Source organism: Streptomyces sp. NPDC052016 (assembly GCF_044548445.1).
Lineage (GTDB): Bacteria > Actinomycetota > Actinomycetes > Streptomycetales > Streptomycetaceae > Streptomyces.
This window is the reverse complement of record NZ_JBIUBX010000010.1, coordinates 235,301-250,093: the sequence shown is the minus strand read 5'-3', so window position 1 is coordinate 250,093 and position 14,793 is coordinate 235,301. Positions and strand designations below refer to the sequence as shown.

Genomic DNA, 14,793 nt, shown 5'->3' with positions numbered 1-14,793 from the left:
CGCATCAGCGTGCTGTTCGCGATGCTCCGCGACGGCACCTTCTACGAACCCAGAACCCCACGCCTCGCTTGACGAAAGACATAGAGGCACCCCCCCCCGACGGCACCCCCGTCCCCGAGACCTGCCTGGTCATCCCACACGGCTGCCGGGTTTGCCGGTGTTCGCCCTGGGCACCCGCGCCCCCATGGAGTGGTTGCGCAGCGCCGCCTGCGTGGGTGAGGACCCCGAGCTGTTCTTCCCCGTGGGCACGTCCGGACCGGCCCTGCGGGACACCGCGGACGCCAAGCGCGTCTGCGCCCGCTGTCCGGTGACCGCCGCCTGCCTGGACTACGCCCTCGACAGCGGACAGACCTCCGGTGTGTGGGGCGGGACCGGAGAGGTCGAGCGCACCGAACTGCTCCTTACCGCACGAGACGACGCGACTAGGAGAACCCCGGTATGACTGTGGTGAAGAGCCCGCTCCCCGAACCGGCCCGTCAGGTCACCTTCGACGCGTTGCAGAGCACCCTGGTCGACCTGCTGGGCCTTTCCCTGATCGGGAAGCAGGCGCACTGGAACATCGTGGGCCCGCGCTTCCGTTCGATCCACCTGCAACTCGACGAGGTCGTCGCGACGGCCCGGTCCTACGCCGACACGGTCGCCGAACGGGCCGCGGCCCTGGGTCTGCCGCCGGACGGCCGCCCCGAGACGATCGCTTCTGCGTTCACGCTGCCGTCCCCCAAGGACGGCTGGCTGCGTGACGAGGACGTCGTGCAGCTGCTCGCCGACACGCTGGGCACGGCCATCGAACGGCTGCGGGAGCGGATCGAGGCGACCGAGAAGCCCGATCCGGTCACCCAGGACCTGCTGATCGGCATCACCGCCGAGCTGGAGAAGCAGCGGTGGATGTTCGAGGCGGAGAACTGGCCGCGCGACAACTGAACCACCGATCGAGGGTGCACCCCGCCGAACGGGGGTGCACCCGCCGAGCGAAGGGGCCTGCCATGACCGACGCCCTCGAAATGGACGCGCTGTGGGAGGACTTCCACCGCGTGGTGAACATGACCTCGCAGGAACTGGCCACCTGGCTGCGGGTGCGGGACGCCGACGAGAACGCCGAGCCCCTGCCCGAGGAGGCCGGCAGCCCGACCGGGCAGCATGTGCTGGCGATCCTGCAGAAGCGGCGCACCGACCTGACCGACGACGACATCCGGGTGATGCGCAGGGTCGTGGACACGGTGACCGCGCAGACCGACCTGGAGAGCGAGCCGGAGACGGAGGAGACGGCGGAGGACACCCGCCGGCGCCACCGCCTGATGACGATCGGCCACGACCCGCTCAAGCCCTGAGCCACACTCGGGCGGCCTCCGGCCCTGCCTCCCTGAGCCACACTCGGGCGGCCTCCGGCCCTGCCTCCCTGAGCCACACTCGGGCGGCCCTCGGCACCAATCCGAGCCGCACCGGGTCGGCCCCCGGTCCCGCCGTAGGCCGCACCGGGTCGGCCCTTCGCTCTAGGCCACACCGGGTCGGCCACCGGCCGTCCGCCGTGAGCCGGGCCGGGCGGCCGGGGGCGCCCGGCCGGGGGCGTCCTCGCCCGCGGCGCGGGCGTCAGAGGCCGCTCACCGGGAGGTCGAGGAGGCGCACGACGGTGCGCAGCACGCCGTTGTCGTTGTTGGAGGGGGCCAGGTGGCGGGCCCGGCGGACGACGTCCGGGTGGGCGTTGGCCATGGCGAAGGACCAGTCGGCGGCGTCCAGCATCTCCAGGTCGTTGAGGTAGTCGCCGAACACCATGGTCTGCGCGGGCGTGATGCCGAGCTCCCGCTGGAGCCGGCGCAGGGCCGCGCCCTTGTTGGCGGTGCGGTTCATCACGTCCACCCAGTGCTCGCCGGAGACGACGACCTGGTGGGTGTCGACGAAGGGCGCCAGCGCCGGGGCGGTGGTGGCCTCCGCCGAGCCGAAGTCGAACAGCGCCACCTTGATGATGTCGTCGTCGACGGCGGTGGCGTCCTCGACGACCCGGTGGCGGAGGTAGTACTTGTCCACCTCGGCCAGGAAGGCCTCGTCGGCCCGCTCCACGTACGCGGACCGCTTGCCACACACGACGACGCCGAGATCGACGCCGTCGGCCCTCAGCCGCCGCGCGGCGGTGACGACCTCCGCGACCACGCCGGGCGACAGCGGGTCGGAGCTCAGCTCCTCGCCGTCGCGGACCACATAGGTGCCGTTCTCCGCGATGAAGACCATCCCGTCGGCGACCTCGGCGAACTCGCGCGCCAGTGTCGCGTACTGCCGTCCGCTCGCCGGGCTGAACAGCACCCCGCGCTCCCGCAGCCGCGCGAGCACCTCCCACAGCCGGTCGGGCACCCTCTTGTCGTCGTCGAGCAGCGTTCCGTCCATGTCGGTGACGACGAGGCGGATGTCGGCGGTGGCCGCCGACGGCTCGGGAGCGGGCAGGTGGGGGGCGTGCGAGTAGGGCATGTCCTGCTTCCTGTACGGCGCTGACCGGATTGTTCACCCTACCGGGGGACCCCACACGCCCCGGGAACCCGGTCCACCGACCGCGCGGATTCCCGGGACGCCGTTGATCGTCCGGCGGCACAATGGCCTGCGACGGGCAGGTCGCGGGAAGGGGCGGTGACGTGAGCGAGGACCAGGCGCCGTCGGGCGGGCCGGCACGGCTGAACACCGCCGTGGCGCACAACGCGCGGGTGTGGAACTACTGGATCGGCGGCAAGGACCACTACGAGGTCGACCAGCGGGTCGGCGAGCACGTCGCCGGCATGTTCCCGCTGATCCGGGAGATCGCGCGCGCCGACCGCCGGTTCCTGGGCCGGGCGGTGCGGTTCCTGGCCGAGGAGCGGGGCGTGCGGCAGTTCCTCGACATCGGCACCGGGCTGCCGACGGGGGACAACACCCACGAGATCGCGCAGCGCGTCGCGCCCGAGTCGCGGGTCGTGTACGTCGACAACGACCCGATCGTCCTGATGCACGCCCGCACCCTGCTGACCGGTGGCGGCGCGGGCGTCACCGACTACGTCGACGCCGACGTGCGCGACCCGGACGCGATCCTCGAGCGCGCCGCCCGCACCCTGGACTTCGGCCGCCCGGTGGCGGTGATGATGCTCGGCATCCTGAACTTCGTGCTGGACGTCGAGGCGGCCCGGCACATCGTGCGCCGGATCATGGCCGAGGTCCCCTCCGGCAGCTACCTGGTCCTGACCCACCCCACGCACGACAGCGAGGTCGGCGGCCAGGGCCAGATCCCCGCCATGAGGTTCTGGAACGAGAACGCCACCCCGCCGATCACGGCTCGCAGCGGCACGGACATCGTCGCGTTCTTCGAGGGCCTGGACCTGCTGGAGCCGGGACTGGTGTCCTGCTCGCGGTGGCGGGCCGAGCCCGGCTCCCCCGCCGTGGTGCCGCAGTACGGCGCGGTGGCCGTGAAACCCTGACCGGCGACCGGGCGTGGAGTCCCCTGACCATGGAGGACCGTGACCATGGAGGCCCAGAGCGTGGACGCCGTGACCGTGGAGGCCGCGACCATGGAGGCCCTGACCGTGGACGCCGTGACCATGGAGGCCGTATGACCAACCTCGCCGACCCCGTGCCCGGCGGACGCCCGGGTGACGTCGAGCGGGCGAGAGCACTCGGCGGTGAGCTGGCGGGCCGGGGCGTGCACGGGATCGTCCTCGCCTACGTCGACACCGCGGGCATCGGCCGGGTGAAGGCGGTCCCCGTCGCCGGGCTGGCCTCCGCGGCGGCCTGGGGCGTCGGCATGTCCCCGGTGTTCGACACCTTCCTGGCGCACGACCAGAGCGTCACCACCGACGTCCTCGGCTCACCCGACGGCGACCTGCGCCTCTACCCCGACCTCGATCGGCTGGTCGTGCTGGCCGGGCAGCCCGGCTGGGCGTGGGCGCCGGTCGACCGGATCACCCAGGACGGCGCCCGGCACCCCGGCTGCTCCCGCACCTTTCTGCGCCGGACCGTCGCCGACGCGGCCCGCGCGCACGGCCTGACCTTCAAGGCGGGCATCGAGATCGAGTGGGCCCTCGGCCTGGCCTCCGCGCCCGGCGGGGAGTTCGTCCCGGCCACGTCGGGACCGGCGTACGGCGCGACCCGGCAGGTCGAACTGAGCGAGTACACCGCCGAACTGCTCGCGGCCTGCGCGGCGCAGGGCGTGGACGTCGACCAGATCCATCCCGAGTACGCGCCGGGCCAGTTCGAGATCTCCGTGGGCGCCCTCGACCCGGTGGCGGCGGCCGACCGCAGCGTGCTCGTGCGCCAGACCGTCCGCGCGGTGGCCCGCCGGCACGGCCTGCGGGTCTCCTTCTCCCCGGCCGTCACCGCCCGGGGCGTCGGCAACGGCGGCCACGTCCACCTGTCGGCCTGGCGCGACGGCGTCAACCTGCACAGCGGCGGCGACCGCCGCCACGGCATGACGGCCGACGCGGAGGCCTTCGCCGCCGGGGTGCTGGCCCACCTGCCGGCCCTGACGGCGGTCACCGCGCCGAGCCCGGCCAGCTATCTGCGGCTCAAGCCCTCCCAGTGGGCGGGGGTGTTCACCGCCTGGGGTCTGGAGACCCGTGAGGCGGCGGTGCGTCTGGTGCGGGGCACGGCGGGCCGGCGCGCGGAGTTCGCGAACCTGGAGGTCAAGCCCGTCGACCTGGCCGCCAACCCCTATCTCGCCCTCGGCTGCCTGATCGCCGCGGGTCTCGACGGGCTCGCCTCGGGCGCGGTCCTGCCCGAGGAGACCACCGGTGACCCGGTCCGGCTCGACGCCGGGCAGGCGGCGGCCCGGGGCGTGCGCCGGCTGCCGACCTCGCTGGGCGAGGCCGTGGCGGAGTTCCGCGGGGACCGGGTGCTGCGCACCGCGCTGGGACCGGTGCTCGCCGACGCGGTGAGCGCCGTACGCGAGGGGGAGATCGAGACGGTGGACGGGCTGGACGACGAGCGGGTGGCGGCGGCCTACCGCTGGACGTACTGACGTGGGCGCCCCCGGCCCGGTCCACGAGACGCTCGCCGAGCTGGAGTTGGTGGACCACCACTGCCACGGCGTCGTCACCGCTCCCCTGGACCGGGCGGGTTTCGAGGCGCTGCTCACCGAGGGCGACCGCTGGCCCGGCATCTCGCCGTTCGACACCCCGGCGGGCGTGGCCGTACGGCGTCACTGCGCGCCCCTGCTGGACTTGGAGCGCCATGCGCCCGCCGACGTGTACGTGGCCCGGCGGGCCGAGTTGGGTCCGCGGGAGGTGAACCGGCGCTTCCTCACGGCCTCCCGTACCGGCGTGCTGTGCGTGGACACCGGGTTCGCACCCGACCGCATCACCACCCCCGCCGAACTGGCCCGGGCCGCGGGCGCGGTGGCGCACGAGGTCGTACGGCTGGAGGCGGTCGCCGAGGCGGTGGCCGCGCGGGGCGTCGAGGCGGGCGGGTACGCCGACGCGTTCCGGGCGGCCGCGCTGGACGCGGTGCGGCGGCCGGGGGTGGTGGGGGTCAAGTCGGTGGCGGCGTACCGCACCGGCTTCGACCTGGATCCGGCGCGCCCCTCGGACGCCGAGGTCACGCGGGCGGCCCGGCGCTGGCTCGCGCGCGGCGGCCGGCTGGACGAGCCGGTACTGGTGCGGCACCTGCTGTGGACCGCCGTCGACCTGGGTCTGCCCCTCCAACTGCACACGGGCTTCGGCGACAACGACATCCGTCTGCACCGGGTGGATCCCACCCACCTGACGGACTGGCTGCACCTCACCTCCGGCACGATCCCCGTCCTGCTCCTGCACTGCTGGCCCTACCAGCGGCAGGCCGCCTACCTGGCCGCGGTGTTCGAGCAGGTCTACCTGGACGTGGGCCTCACGTTGCATCATGTGGGCCCCGCGCGGGCGCGGGCGGTCCTGGAGGAGGCGCTGGAGATCACACCGTTCCGCAAACTCCTGTACAGCTCCGACGCCTACGGTGTCGCCGAGTTCTACGCGCTCGGCGCGCTGGCGTTCCGCCGGGGCCTGGGGGACCTCCTCCAGGACCGGGTGGACGCCGACGAACTCGCCCTGCCCGACGCTCTGCGGCTGGCCCGGTGGGCGGGAGCGGACAACGCCCGCCGGGTCTACCGGCTGCCCCACGGACACTGAAAGTATGATCAAGCAATGTCTGACATGACCGAGACCACGCCCGGGTGGCTGAGCGCCGACGAGCTCGAGATGGCGCGCGCCCGCATGCCCATCCTGTACGTCGAGGCGGTGCCCGTGCGCGTCGACGACAGCGGCGAAGTCACCAGCATCGGACTGCTGCTGCGCATCGGACCGGACGGCAATGTCAGCCGGACCCTGGTCTCCGGCCGGGTCCTGCACCACGAGCGGGTCCGTGACGCCCTGCTGCGGCACCTGGAGAAGGACCTGGGCCCGGTGGCCCTGCCGCGCGTCCCGGCCTCCCTCCAGCCCTTCACCGTGGCGGAGTACTTCCCGACGCAGGGCATCACGCCGTACCACGACCCCCGTCAGCACGCGGTGTCCCTCGCCTACATCGTGCCGGTGACCGGTGACTGCCGGCCGCGGCAGGACGCCCTGGACCTGGTGTGGTTCGACCCGCAGGAGGCGGCCTCTCCCGCGGTGCAGAGCGAGATGCCGGGCGGGCACGGCTTCCTGCTGCGGCAGGCGCTGGCCCACGTCGGCCTCTCGGCCTCCTGACCGGCGTGGCGCAGCGTCCCGCGGTGCCGGGCCCGCGCGCGGTGACGATCGGCGCCGCGGCCCGCCGTCCGTGCACCGTCGTCGTGTGCCGGGGCTGCTGCTGCGGCGACGCCCGCAAGCACCCCGGGTACGACCACGCCTGGCAGCTGGAGCGCCTGCGCGCGGCCGCCGTCGCGTCCGACGGCGCCTTCCAGGTCCGTACGACGGACTGTCTCGGCCCGTGCGACCAGGCGAACGTCATGGTCGTCCAGCCCTCCGCCGCGGGGCGCCGGGCCGGCGGCCGGGCCACCTGGGTCGGGTTCGCCATGGACGACGACTGCACGGAGGAGATCCTGGGCTGGGCGGCCGCCGGCGGTCCGGGCGTCGCCGAGCCGCCGGTCACGCTGGAGCTCCAGTTCATCCGCCCGCCGCGCGAGGCCCGGGCCCGCCGCCGCGGGTGAGGCCGGCGCCTGCCTTCCGGCCTCTTCCCGGGACTGTGCGCCCTGGCACGCGACACCGTCGTCGCCCGTCGGCTCCCCCGCCCCGGCCGCTCACGGCGTGCCCCCGTCGCGTCGGCTCCCTCCTCCGCCGTGCGCCTGCGCACACCGTGCCCCCGCTCCGGCCGGCCGGCGCACGCGGTCGCCCGAAGCCGGCCTGACGCGAGGGAAACGCCCTGCGCCTGGGGCACCTACGGCCCGGGCACCTCGTACTTCACCCCGGTCAGGCGCTCCGACACCTCCCACAGCCGCCGCCCGGTCTCCTCGTCGGCCGCCGCGTCGGACAGCCGCACCCGGGTCGGCGAGCCGCGCAGCTCGCCCGGGCCGTCCGGGCCGATGAACTCGCCGCCGCGCGCCTCCGGCGCGGTCGCCGCGTACAGCTGCGGCAGCGCGCCCCGGTCCGCGGGCTGCGCGAACAGCGGGCCGCCGAGGTGCCCGAACAGGACCCGGTACAGCCGGACCGGCCCGTCGAACTGCAGGTTCGTACGCGCGTAGCCGGGGTGGGCGAGCAGGCTGCGCACCGGGCTGCCCGCCGCCGTGAGCCGCCGGTGCAGTTCGCGGCCGAAGACGGCGTTGGCGAACTTGGACCGGTTGTAGAACGCCATGGGCCGGTAGCCCCGTTCGCCCCCGAGGTCGTCGAAGCGCAGGACGCCCTGCCGGTGGTTGATCGAGCTGACGGTGACGACCCGGGGGTCGCGGCCGGCGTTCAGCCGGTCGAGGAGCAGGCCGGTGAGCGCGAAGTGGCCGAGGTGGTTGGCGGCGAACTGGAGTTCGTGGCCCTGCGCGCTGAGCGTCCGCGGCGGCGCCATCACACCGGCGTTGTTCACGAGGACGTCCAGGCGCGCGTGGTCGGCGCGCAGCCCGTCGGCGAAGGCCTGGACGGAGTCGAGGTCGGCGAGGTCGAGGCGGCGCGCCTCCAGCCGCGCGCCGGGCTGTTCGGCGGTGAGCTGCGCGACCGTCCGGCGCCCCTTCTCCGGGTCCCGCACGGCGAGGACGACGTGGGCGCCCGCCCGGACGAGGGCCCGGGTGGTGGCCAGGCCGAGTCCGCTGGTGGCCCCGGTGACGACGTGCACCCGTCCGGTCTGGTCCGGGATCCGCGCGGCGGTCCAGCGCTGCTGCTTGGTCATGCGACACACGTTGCCTCTTCTGTCACCAAGTGTCAACACGACACTCGGTGACAACGGCGACATGAAGGTACGATGGCGGGGTGAGCAGCCGACCGGACGTCACCCTGGCCCAGCGCAAACGTCAGCTCGTCTCGGACGAACTGACCGAGGCGGCCCTGCAGTTGCTGGCCCTGAAGGGGTTCGACGCGGTCACCATCGACGAGATCGCCCTCGCGGCCGGCGTTTCCAAGCGCACCTTCTTCCGGTACTTCGCGTCCAAGGAGGACGTCGTCGTCCAGTTCCTGGCCGGAATGGGCGAGGCGATGCGCGCGGAGCTGGCGGCCCGCCCCGCCGACGAGCCCCCCTCGGTCGCCCTCCGGCACACCGTCCAGGTACCGGTCGCCGAGTGCGCCGACCGCTCCGACCACGCCGAACGCGCCCTGCGGGTGGTCCGGTTGATCCTGCGCACCCCGGCCCTGCGCGCCCGCTTCCTCGAACGCCAGGCCCAGTGGCGCGACGACCTGGCGGCCGAGCTGGCCCACCGCCTGCCGGCCGGCCCTGACGCCGGCCTGCGCGCGCGGCTCGCCGCGGGGATGACGCTCACCGCCTTCGACACGGTCCTGCAGCACTGGAGCGACAGCGACGGCGCCGAGGACCCGGCAGCCCTGACCGACCGGGCGTTCGCCCTGCTGACGCCCGCCCTGGACACTTCCCAACCCTGAGGCTGAGCCGGTCAGTCGGAGGGGGCGTACCACACCGCGAACACCGTGCCGACCAGCCTGTACAGCTCGCGGTGAGCCCGGCCCACGCACGGGCCGTCCCGCCGGTGGCGGTCGCCCGGTGGGCGGTGGACGAGGAGGTGCGAAGGCCAACTGCCGGGCGGCGCTCGGCGGCTGTCACGGCGGGACGGGCGACTGCTCGCGCCCGAGGTCCACCACAGCGGCGACCCAATCGCCGGGGACCACGATCGGCACGCGCGCCCGTGGACGCGGGCGGAGGAACGAGCCGCGCCGACCGGGGCCCGGACACGACAAAGGCCGCCTCCTCGTGTTCGAGGAAACGGCCTCCGACCTGCTGCCAAGCTGGTCGGGACGACAGGATTTGAACCTGCGACCCCTTGACCCCCAGTCAAGTGCGCTACCAAGCTGCGCCACGTCCCGTTGCCCGTCTGACCTGGGGTTTCCCCCGGCCGAACGCGCATGGAAACAATACCGCACTCGGGTCGGTGGTCGCGCACTCCTTTTGTCGCGGGCGGCCCGCCGTCACTCGCCGGCCGGCACCCCCAGCCGCGGATACGCCTCCAGCAGTCGCGTCGGGGCCGCCTGGCGCCAGGAGTCGGCGAGGATGTCCCCCAGCTCGCCCTCGTCCTCCAGGGCGGCCAGCCGGACCCGGACCCACGCGAACTGGGCCTCGTGGTCGGCGATCCAGAACTTCCCGGGCTCGGCGAGGACCAGTTCGTCGCGCTCCTCCTTGGGGCAGCGCACGGCGAGCGAGGTCTCGTCCTCGGGCAGCGTGGCGAACATCTTCCCCGCGACCCGGAAGGTGGGCATGCTCCAGGCGATCTTCTCCGTCGTGTCCGGCAGGGACAGGGCGATACGGCGTACGTCTTCGGCGTCCGGCATGCTTCGCACCGTAGCGCCTGCCACCGACAGTCACCCGGCGGCGAGGTGCTTGTAGTAGAGGGTGGTCGGCCGCAGGTGACCGGCCGGGTTCGCCGCGTAGTCGGGGATCACCCCGGCCCTGGTCCAGCCGGCCGTGCGGTAGAGGTGCTCCGCGGGGCTGTCGGTCTCGGTGTCGAGGTGGAGGAGGGTGACGCCGGCCGTGGCGGCGGCCTCCTCGGCGATGACCAGGAGACGGCGCCCGAGGCCCTGCCCTCGGGCGTCCCGGTGGACCATCAGCTTGACGAGTTCGGCGCGGTGGCGGCTGTTGGGCTTGTCGGGAAAGTCCAGGCTGACGGTGCCGACGACGCGGTCGCCGTCATGGGCGGCCCACACCGCGAGCTGCCCGGCGGCGACGCCTCCCGCGCGCCCCTTCCACCAGGCGACGGCCGCGGCACGGTCGAGCGGCGCGAGGAAGCCGACGGAGGCGCCGCCGTCCACCGTGTCGACCAGCAGGTCGGCCAGCCCTTCGACCCGGTCGAGCAGCCGGCCGGCGTCGAGACGGATCGTCGTCACGGCAGCACCACCGCCAGCACGTACCGCGCCTCCCGGTCCCCCGCGCACCGGAACCGCGTCGGCCCCCACACCCGCAGCCGCAGGCAGTCGCCGGCGGCGAGGTGGTGCTCCACGTCCCGTGCCGTGACGTCGAGGGCGCCTTCCAGCACCCAGATGTGCTGTTCCAGACCCGGTACCGACGGCCGGTCGTAGGCGATGTCGGCGCCCGCGGCGAGGCGGCCCTCGACCAGTTCGCCCCGCAGACCGGGGTGCGGCGGCGACACCGAGCGCCGCACGAAGCCGGAGGCCCGGTCATCCCACACGTCCTGATCGGCGGCCCGCAACAGCAGCGCCGGCTCGGCCTCCACCTCGCTCAGCAGGCGGGACATGGTCCGCCCGTAGACATGGCACAGGCGGTTCAGCAGCGAGGCGGTCGGGCTGATCTCCGCCCGCTCCGCACGGGAGAGGGTCGAACGGCTCACCCCGCTGCGCTCGGCCAGCTCCCCCAGGGACCAGCCGCGCTCGGCACGCAACTCGGCCAGGCGGGCGGCGAGACGGACGTCGACGGGATCCGGGGCGGGTGCCGCCTCCGACGCGTCCACTGGCTCCACCGGCTCGACTGCAGCAGTCTGTTTCATATTCGGGATTCTATCCCAGATTCGGGATGCCGCGTTCCCGCATGGCAGTGCGGGGAAACCGGCAGGGGCCGGCCGGTCGTCATCCGGCGGGCCGCCGTGCGCGCGATCCCCCAGGACACCGACTGGATGCAGTGAACACCGGGAGGCCGGCTCGCGGCACCGGACCGGCTGGGTGGCCGGATGACTGGCCGGCACCGCGGGTCCGCTGGTGCGTCGGCAACACGGCGGCACGAGCAGAGCGGCGACACAGCGGCCCGGGCTTCCGCACCCCGAAATCCGGGCTTCCGGCGGCAGGGCCGCTCGGCCACACACGCGGCACCGGCAACACGGAGGCGCAGGCTGCGCTGCCGCGCGGGTGGTTGCCGGTTCAGCCGGTGGCGGTCGGGGTGGCCTCGGCGAGCGCGTCCAGCACCGGCCGGATCAGCGGGTGCCCCTCCGCGCCGCGCCGTACGGCCGCGAAGACGCGGCGGGTCGGGGCCACGCCGTCGACCGGGCGGACGACGACACCGGTGAGGTCCATGCCGCGCAGCGCGGAGCGCGGGACGAGGGCCACGCCGGTGTCGGCCGAGGCCAGCGCGACGACCGCGCGGAAGTCGTCCGAGGAGTGTTCGAGCCGGGGCTGGAAACCGGCGTGCTCGCAGGCCAGGACGACCACGTCGTGGCAGGGGTTGCCGGGGTACGGCCCGATCCACGGGTCCTTCGCCAGCTCGGCGAGCGGTACCTCCTCCGCGTCGGCCAGCCGGTGGGTGACGGGGACGACCGCGTCGAAGGGCTCGGCGTACAGCGGGACGTGGGTGAGGCGGGGGTCGTCGGCGGACGGCGCCCCGCGGTACTCGACCGCGACGGCGACGTCCACCTGCCGGTCCAGCACCATCGGCAGGCTGGCGTCGCCCTCGGCGTCCTGGACGCGAATCCTTATCCCCGGGGCGGTGCGGGCGAGCAGTCCCACCGCCGGGGCCACCACCAGGGCGATACCGGTCGCGAAGGCGGCCACCGTGACCGTCCCGGCGGCGCCGGAGCCGTAGGCGGCGAGCTCCGCCTCCGCACGCTCCAGCTGCGCGAGGACCACGTGGGTGTGGGCGAGCAGGATCTCGCCGGCCGGCGTCAGCCGTACGCCCTTGGCGCCGCGCTCGACGAGGCGGTGACCGGTCTCCTGCTCCAGGGCGGTGAGCTGCTGGGAGACGGCGGACGGGGTGAGGTAGAGCGCGGCGGCAGCCGCCGTCACCGTGCGGTGGTCGGCCACCGCACGGAGGATGTGGAGCCGCCGCGCCTCGATCATGGGACCGATTCTCTCAGTTCGTCCGCGGTGCTGGATCCGCGGTTGCTCAGGCCTCCAGCTCCCCGCGGGCCGCCACGAAGGCGTCGACGGCCCGGTTCACGTCGTCCGTCGAGTGCGCGGCGGACAGCTGGACACGGATGCGGGCCTGGCCCTGCGGCACGACCGGGTAGGAGAAGCCGATCACGTACACCCCGCGCTCCAGCAGCAGCTCGGCCATCCGGCCGGCCTTCGCCGCGTCCCCGATCATCACGGGTGCGATGGCGTGGTCGCCGGGGAGGACGTCGAAGCCCTCCTGCGTCATACGGCGGCGGAACAGCGCCGTGTTCTCGGCGAGCCGCATGCGCAGGTCGTCGGCCGACTCCAGCAGGTCGAGAACCTTGAGCGAGGCGGCGGCGATCACCGGGGCGAGGGTGTTGGAGAAGAGGTACGGGCGGGAGCGCTGGCGCAGCAGCGCGACGATCTCGGCGCGGGCGGCGACGTAGCCGCCGGAGGCGCCGCCGAGGGCCTTGCCGAGGGTGCCGGTGATGATGTCCACGCGGTCCATGACGCCGTGCAGCTCGGGGGTGCCGCGTCCGCCGGGGCCGACGAAGCCGACGGCGTGCGAGTCGTCGACCATGACCATGGCGTCGTAGCGGTCGGCGAGGTCGCAGATCTCGCGCAGGGGCGCCACGTAGCCGTCCATGGAGAAGACGCCGTCGGTGACGATCAGGCGGCGCCGCGCGTCGGCCGCGTCCTTGAGCTGCCGCTCCAGGTCCTCCAGGTCACGGTTGGCATACCGGAAGCGGCGGGCCTTGGACAGGCGGATGCCGTCGATGATCGAGGCGTGGTTGAGGGCGTCGGAGATGACGGCGTCCTCGGCGCCGAGAAGCGTCTCGAAGACGCCGCCGTTGGCGTCGAAGCAGGAGGAGTACAGGATCGTGTCCTCCTGGCCGAGGAAGGCGGACAGCCGCGCCTCCAGCTCCTTGTGGACCTCCTGGGTGCCGCAGATGAAGCGCACGGACGCCATGCCGTAGCCCCAGCGGTCCAGGGCCTCGTGGGCCGCGGCGATCACCTCGGGGTGGTCGGCGAGGCCGAGGTAGTTGTTGGCGCAGAAGTTGAGGACCTCGCCGGGGCGGCCGCCCGCCGTGACGTTCACGGTCGCGGACTGCGGGGTGCCGATCACGCGCTCGGGCTTGTGCAGGCCGGCGGCGCGGATCTCGTCGAGGGTGGCGCGCAGGTCGTCGCGCACGGATTCGAACATCGGGAAGCTCCTAGGAAGAGATGGCTTGCGCGGTGACTCACACGGTCCAGTCGAGGATGACCTTGCCGCCCTTGCCGCTCGCCGCGTCGGCGAAGGCGGCCTCGAAGTCGCGGTAGCCGTAGCGGCCGGTGATCACGGGGGCGAGGTCGAGGCCGCCCTCCAGGAGCACCGACATCGCGTACCAGGTCTCGAACATCTCGCGGCCGTAGATGCCCTTGATCGTGATCATCGAGGTGACGATGCGGGCCCAGTCGACCGGGAACTCCTCGGCCGGCAGGCCGAGCATGGCGATGCGGCCGCCGTGCGTCATGTTCGCGATCATGTCGCGCAGGGCCTCGGGGCGGCCGGACATCTCCAGCCCGATGTCGAAGCCCTCGCGCAGTCCCAGCTCCCGCTGCCCGTCGGCGATGGACGCCTGCGACACGTCGAGGGCGAGGCTCGCGCCGATCTTCCGGGCGAGCTCCAGGCGCTCCTCGCTGACGTCGGTGACGACGACGTTGCGGGCGCCGGCGTGCCGGGCGACGGCTGCGGCCATCAGGCCGATCGGGCCCGCGCCGGTGATCAGGACGTCCTCGCCGACCAGCGGGAAGGACAGGGCGGTGTGCACGGCGTTCCCGAACGGGTCGAAGATCGCCGCCACGTCGAGATCGACCGGGACCCGGTGCACCCACACGTTGGACGCGGGCAGGACGACGTACTCGGCGAAGGCGCCGTCGCGGCCGACGCCGAGGCCTACGGTGGCCCGGCACAGGTGGCGGCGCCCGGCCAGGCAGTTGCGGCACTTGCCGCACACCAGGTGGCCCTCGCCGCTGACCCGGTCGCCGACCGCGATCTCCGTGACGTCCCGCCCGGTGTCGACGACCTCGCCGACGAACTCGTGCCCGAGCACCAGCGGGGTGCGGATCGCCTGCTGCGCCCAGCCGTCCCAGGCCCGGATGTGCAGGTCGGTGCCGCAGATACCGGTCCGCAGCACCTTGATCAGTACGTCGCCGGGTCCGACGGCGGGCTCCGGGACGTCCGCGAGCCACAGCCCGGGCTCCGCCTTCTCCTTGACCAGCGCCTTCAACGCTACGGCTCCTGTGATGAGGGCCCGGGCGCGGGCACGCCGAAGGGGCCCGCCATCCGGGAAGAGGGGTGGATTCGGGAGCAATCTGCCGCACCCCGCCCGCCCGGGTCCATCGAGGATTTCTTAAGCGGCGCCACAGGTTTCCTTCACACCGCTCCGCGCCCCGTCCGCGGCCC

General features: G+C 73.7%; 17 protein-coding genes and 1 tRNA gene. 9 read left to right on the top strand and 9 right to left on the bottom strand.

The genetic code is table 11. From position 1 onward, the window contains the following. Positions 1 to 184 precede the first annotated feature (184 nt). From ACIHAR_RS15280 to ACIHAR_RS15270, 3 genes are all read left to right on the top strand, one after another. Complete coding sequence (locus ACIHAR_RS15280) at positions 185 to 442, top strand: WhiB family transcriptional regulator (RefSeq protein WP_400019661.1); 258 nt, start codon at positions 185 to 187, stop codon at positions 440 to 442. Then, positions 439 to 921, top strand: a complete 483-nt coding sequence (locus ACIHAR_RS15275) for a DNA starvation/stationary phase protection protein (RefSeq protein ID WP_365473329.1) — start codon at positions 439 to 441, stop codon at positions 919 to 921. Before ACIHAR_RS15280 ends, ACIHAR_RS15275 begins: the two co-directional genes overlap by 4 nt. Before the next feature lie 62 nt (positions 922 to 983). After that, positions 984 to 1,328: a DUF3140 domain-containing protein gene (locus ACIHAR_RS15270; RefSeq protein ID WP_365473326.1), complete on the top strand. Its 345-nt coding sequence runs from the start codon at positions 984 to 986 to the stop codon at positions 1,326 to 1,328. 259 nt (positions 1,329 to 1,587) lie between these two features. Here the strand turns inward: ACIHAR_RS15270 and ACIHAR_RS15265 are convergent, their stop codons facing one another. After that, positions 1,588 to 2,457 (bottom strand): Cof-type HAD-IIB family hydrolase, encoded by an 870-nt coding sequence (locus ACIHAR_RS15265; protein WP_400019659.1) that lies wholly within the window; start codon positions 2,455 to 2,457, stop codon positions 1,588 to 1,590. Between the two features lie 161 nt (positions 2,458 to 2,618). Between ACIHAR_RS15265 and ACIHAR_RS15260 the strand changes: the two genes are divergently transcribed. The 5 genes from ACIHAR_RS15260 (at position 2,619) to ACIHAR_RS15240 (ending at position 7,099) form a co-directional block, all read left to right on the top strand. Beyond that, complete coding sequence (locus tag ACIHAR_RS15260; RefSeq protein WP_400019658.1) at positions 2,619 to 3,431, top strand: SAM-dependent methyltransferase; 813 nt, start codon at positions 2,619 to 2,621, stop codon at positions 3,429 to 3,431. Between the two features lie 131 nt (positions 3,432 to 3,562). Beyond that, positions 3,563 to 4,966 (top strand): glutamine synthetase family protein, encoded by a 1,404-nt coding sequence (locus tag ACIHAR_RS15255; protein WP_365458526.1) that lies wholly within the window; start codon positions 3,563 to 3,565, stop codon positions 4,964 to 4,966. A 1-nt stretch (position 4,967) separates the two neighbouring features. Then, positions 4,968 to 6,104 (top strand): amidohydrolase family protein, encoded by a 1,137-nt coding sequence (locus ACIHAR_RS15250; protein WP_365458523.1) that lies wholly within the window; start codon positions 4,968 to 4,970, stop codon positions 6,102 to 6,104. A gap of 24 nt (positions 6,105 to 6,128) precedes the next feature. Next, positions 6,129 to 6,659 carry an NUDIX hydrolase family protein gene (locus ACIHAR_RS15245; RefSeq protein WP_365458600.1) on the top strand — a complete coding sequence of 177 codons (531 nt, stop codon included), beginning with the start codon at positions 6,129 to 6,131 and terminating at the stop codon, positions 6,657 to 6,659. 47 nt (positions 6,660 to 6,706) lie between these two features. Continuing rightward, positions 6,707 to 7,099, top strand: coding sequence for an NAD(P)H-dependent oxidoreductase subunit E (locus ACIHAR_RS15240; protein ID WP_400019688.1), 393 nt, complete (start codon positions 6,707 to 6,709; stop codon positions 7,097 to 7,099). A gap of 227 nt (positions 7,100 to 7,326) precedes the next feature. On the opposite strand, the gene ACIHAR_RS15235 is transcribed toward ACIHAR_RS15240, so the two are convergent. Continuing rightward, positions 7,327 to 8,262: an oxidoreductase gene (locus tag ACIHAR_RS15235; RefSeq protein ID WP_400019656.1), complete on the bottom strand. Its 936-nt coding sequence runs from the start codon at positions 8,260 to 8,262 to the stop codon at positions 7,327 to 7,329. 80 nt (positions 8,263 to 8,342) lie between these two features. Between ACIHAR_RS15235 and ACIHAR_RS15230 the strand changes: the two genes are divergently transcribed. Then, positions 8,343 to 8,963 (top strand): TetR family transcriptional regulator, encoded by a 621-nt coding sequence (locus ACIHAR_RS15230; protein ID WP_400019655.1) that lies wholly within the window; start codon positions 8,343 to 8,345, stop codon positions 8,961 to 8,963. Positions 8,964 to 9,324: 361 nt separating this feature from the next. Here the strand turns inward: ACIHAR_RS15230 and ACIHAR_RS15225 are convergent. The 7 genes from ACIHAR_RS15225 to tdh form a co-directional block, all read right to left on the bottom strand. Beyond that, a tRNA-Pro gene (locus ACIHAR_RS15225) sits at positions 9,325 to 9,401 on the bottom strand. A gap of 102 nt (positions 9,402 to 9,503) precedes the next feature. After that, positions 9,504 to 9,863 (bottom strand): MmcQ/YjbR family DNA-binding protein, encoded by a 360-nt coding sequence (locus tag ACIHAR_RS15220; protein WP_365458515.1) that lies wholly within the window; start codon positions 9,861 to 9,863, stop codon positions 9,504 to 9,506. Between the two features lie 30 nt (positions 9,864 to 9,893). Next, positions 9,894 to 10,415, bottom strand: a complete 522-nt coding sequence (locus ACIHAR_RS15215) for a GNAT family N-acetyltransferase (RefSeq protein ID WP_365458512.1) — start codon at positions 10,413 to 10,415, stop codon at positions 9,894 to 9,896. After that, entirely contained in the window at positions 10,412 to 11,032 is a 621-nt protein-coding gene (locus tag ACIHAR_RS15210) for a helix-turn-helix domain-containing protein (RefSeq protein ID WP_400019652.1), read from the bottom strand. The genes ACIHAR_RS15215 and ACIHAR_RS15210 overlap by 4 nt, the downstream gene beginning before the upstream one ends. Before the next feature lie 367 nt (positions 11,033 to 11,399). Beyond that, positions 11,400 to 12,311, bottom strand: coding sequence for a LysR family transcriptional regulator (locus tag ACIHAR_RS15205; protein WP_365458506.1), 912 nt, complete (start codon positions 12,309 to 12,311; stop codon positions 11,400 to 11,402). Positions 12,312 to 12,357: 46 nt separating this feature from the next. Then, positions 12,358 to 13,551 (bottom strand): glycine C-acetyltransferase, encoded by a 1,194-nt coding sequence (locus tag ACIHAR_RS15200; protein WP_365458503.1) that lies wholly within the window; start codon positions 13,549 to 13,551, stop codon positions 12,358 to 12,360. Positions 13,552 to 13,588: 37 nt separating this feature from the next. Continuing rightward, positions 13,589 to 14,617 (bottom strand): L-threonine 3-dehydrogenase, encoded by a 1,029-nt coding sequence (gene tdh / locus ACIHAR_RS15195; protein WP_400019649.1) that lies wholly within the window; start codon positions 14,615 to 14,617, stop codon positions 13,589 to 13,591. Positions 14,618 to 14,793: the final 176 nt, after the last annotated feature.

What these genes read in the sequence shown, in the direction of transcription:
- ACIHAR_RS15275 (WP_365473329.1), top strand. Translation starts at nt 439, where the DNA reads ATGACTGTGGTGAAGAGCCCGCTCCCCGAACCGGCCCGTCAGGTCACC.
- ACIHAR_RS15265 (WP_400019659.1), bottom strand. Translation starts at nt 2,457, where the DNA reads ATGCCCTACTCGCACGCCCCCCACCTGCCCGCTCCCGAGCCGTCGGCG.
- ACIHAR_RS15270 (WP_365473326.1), top strand. Translation starts at nt 984, where the DNA reads ATGACCGACGCCCTCGAAATGGACGCGCTGTGGGAGGACTTCCACCGC.
- ACIHAR_RS15255 (WP_365458526.1), top strand. Translation starts at nt 3,563, where the DNA reads ATGACCAACCTCGCCGACCCCGTGCCCGGCGGACGCCCGGGTGACGTC.
- ACIHAR_RS15205 (WP_365458506.1), bottom strand. Translation starts at nt 12,311, where the DNA reads ATGATCGAGGCGCGGCGGCTCCACATCCTCCGTGCGGTGGCCGACCAC.
- ACIHAR_RS15220 (WP_365458515.1), bottom strand. Translation starts at nt 9,863, where the DNA reads ATGCCGGACGCCGAAGACGTACGCCGTATCGCCCTGTCCCTGCCGGAC.
- ACIHAR_RS15235 (WP_400019656.1), bottom strand. Translation starts at nt 8,262, where the DNA reads ATGACCAAGCAGCAGCGCTGGACCGCCGCGCGGATCCCGGACCAGACC.
- ACIHAR_RS15210 (WP_400019652.1), bottom strand. Translation starts at nt 11,032, where the DNA reads ATGAAACAGACTGCTGCAGTCGAGCCGGTGGAGCCAGTGGACGCGTCG.
- ACIHAR_RS15245 (WP_365458600.1), top strand. Translation starts at nt 6,129, where the DNA reads ATGACCGAGACCACGCCCGGGTGGCTGAGCGCCGACGAGCTCGAGATG.
- ACIHAR_RS15200 (WP_365458503.1), bottom strand. Translation starts at nt 13,551, where the DNA reads ATGTTCGAATCCGTGCGCGACGACCTGCGCGCCACCCTCGACGAGATC.
- ACIHAR_RS15280 (WP_400019661.1), top strand. Translation starts at nt 185, where the DNA reads ATGGAGTGGTTGCGCAGCGCCGCCTGCGTGGGTGAGGACCCCGAGCTG.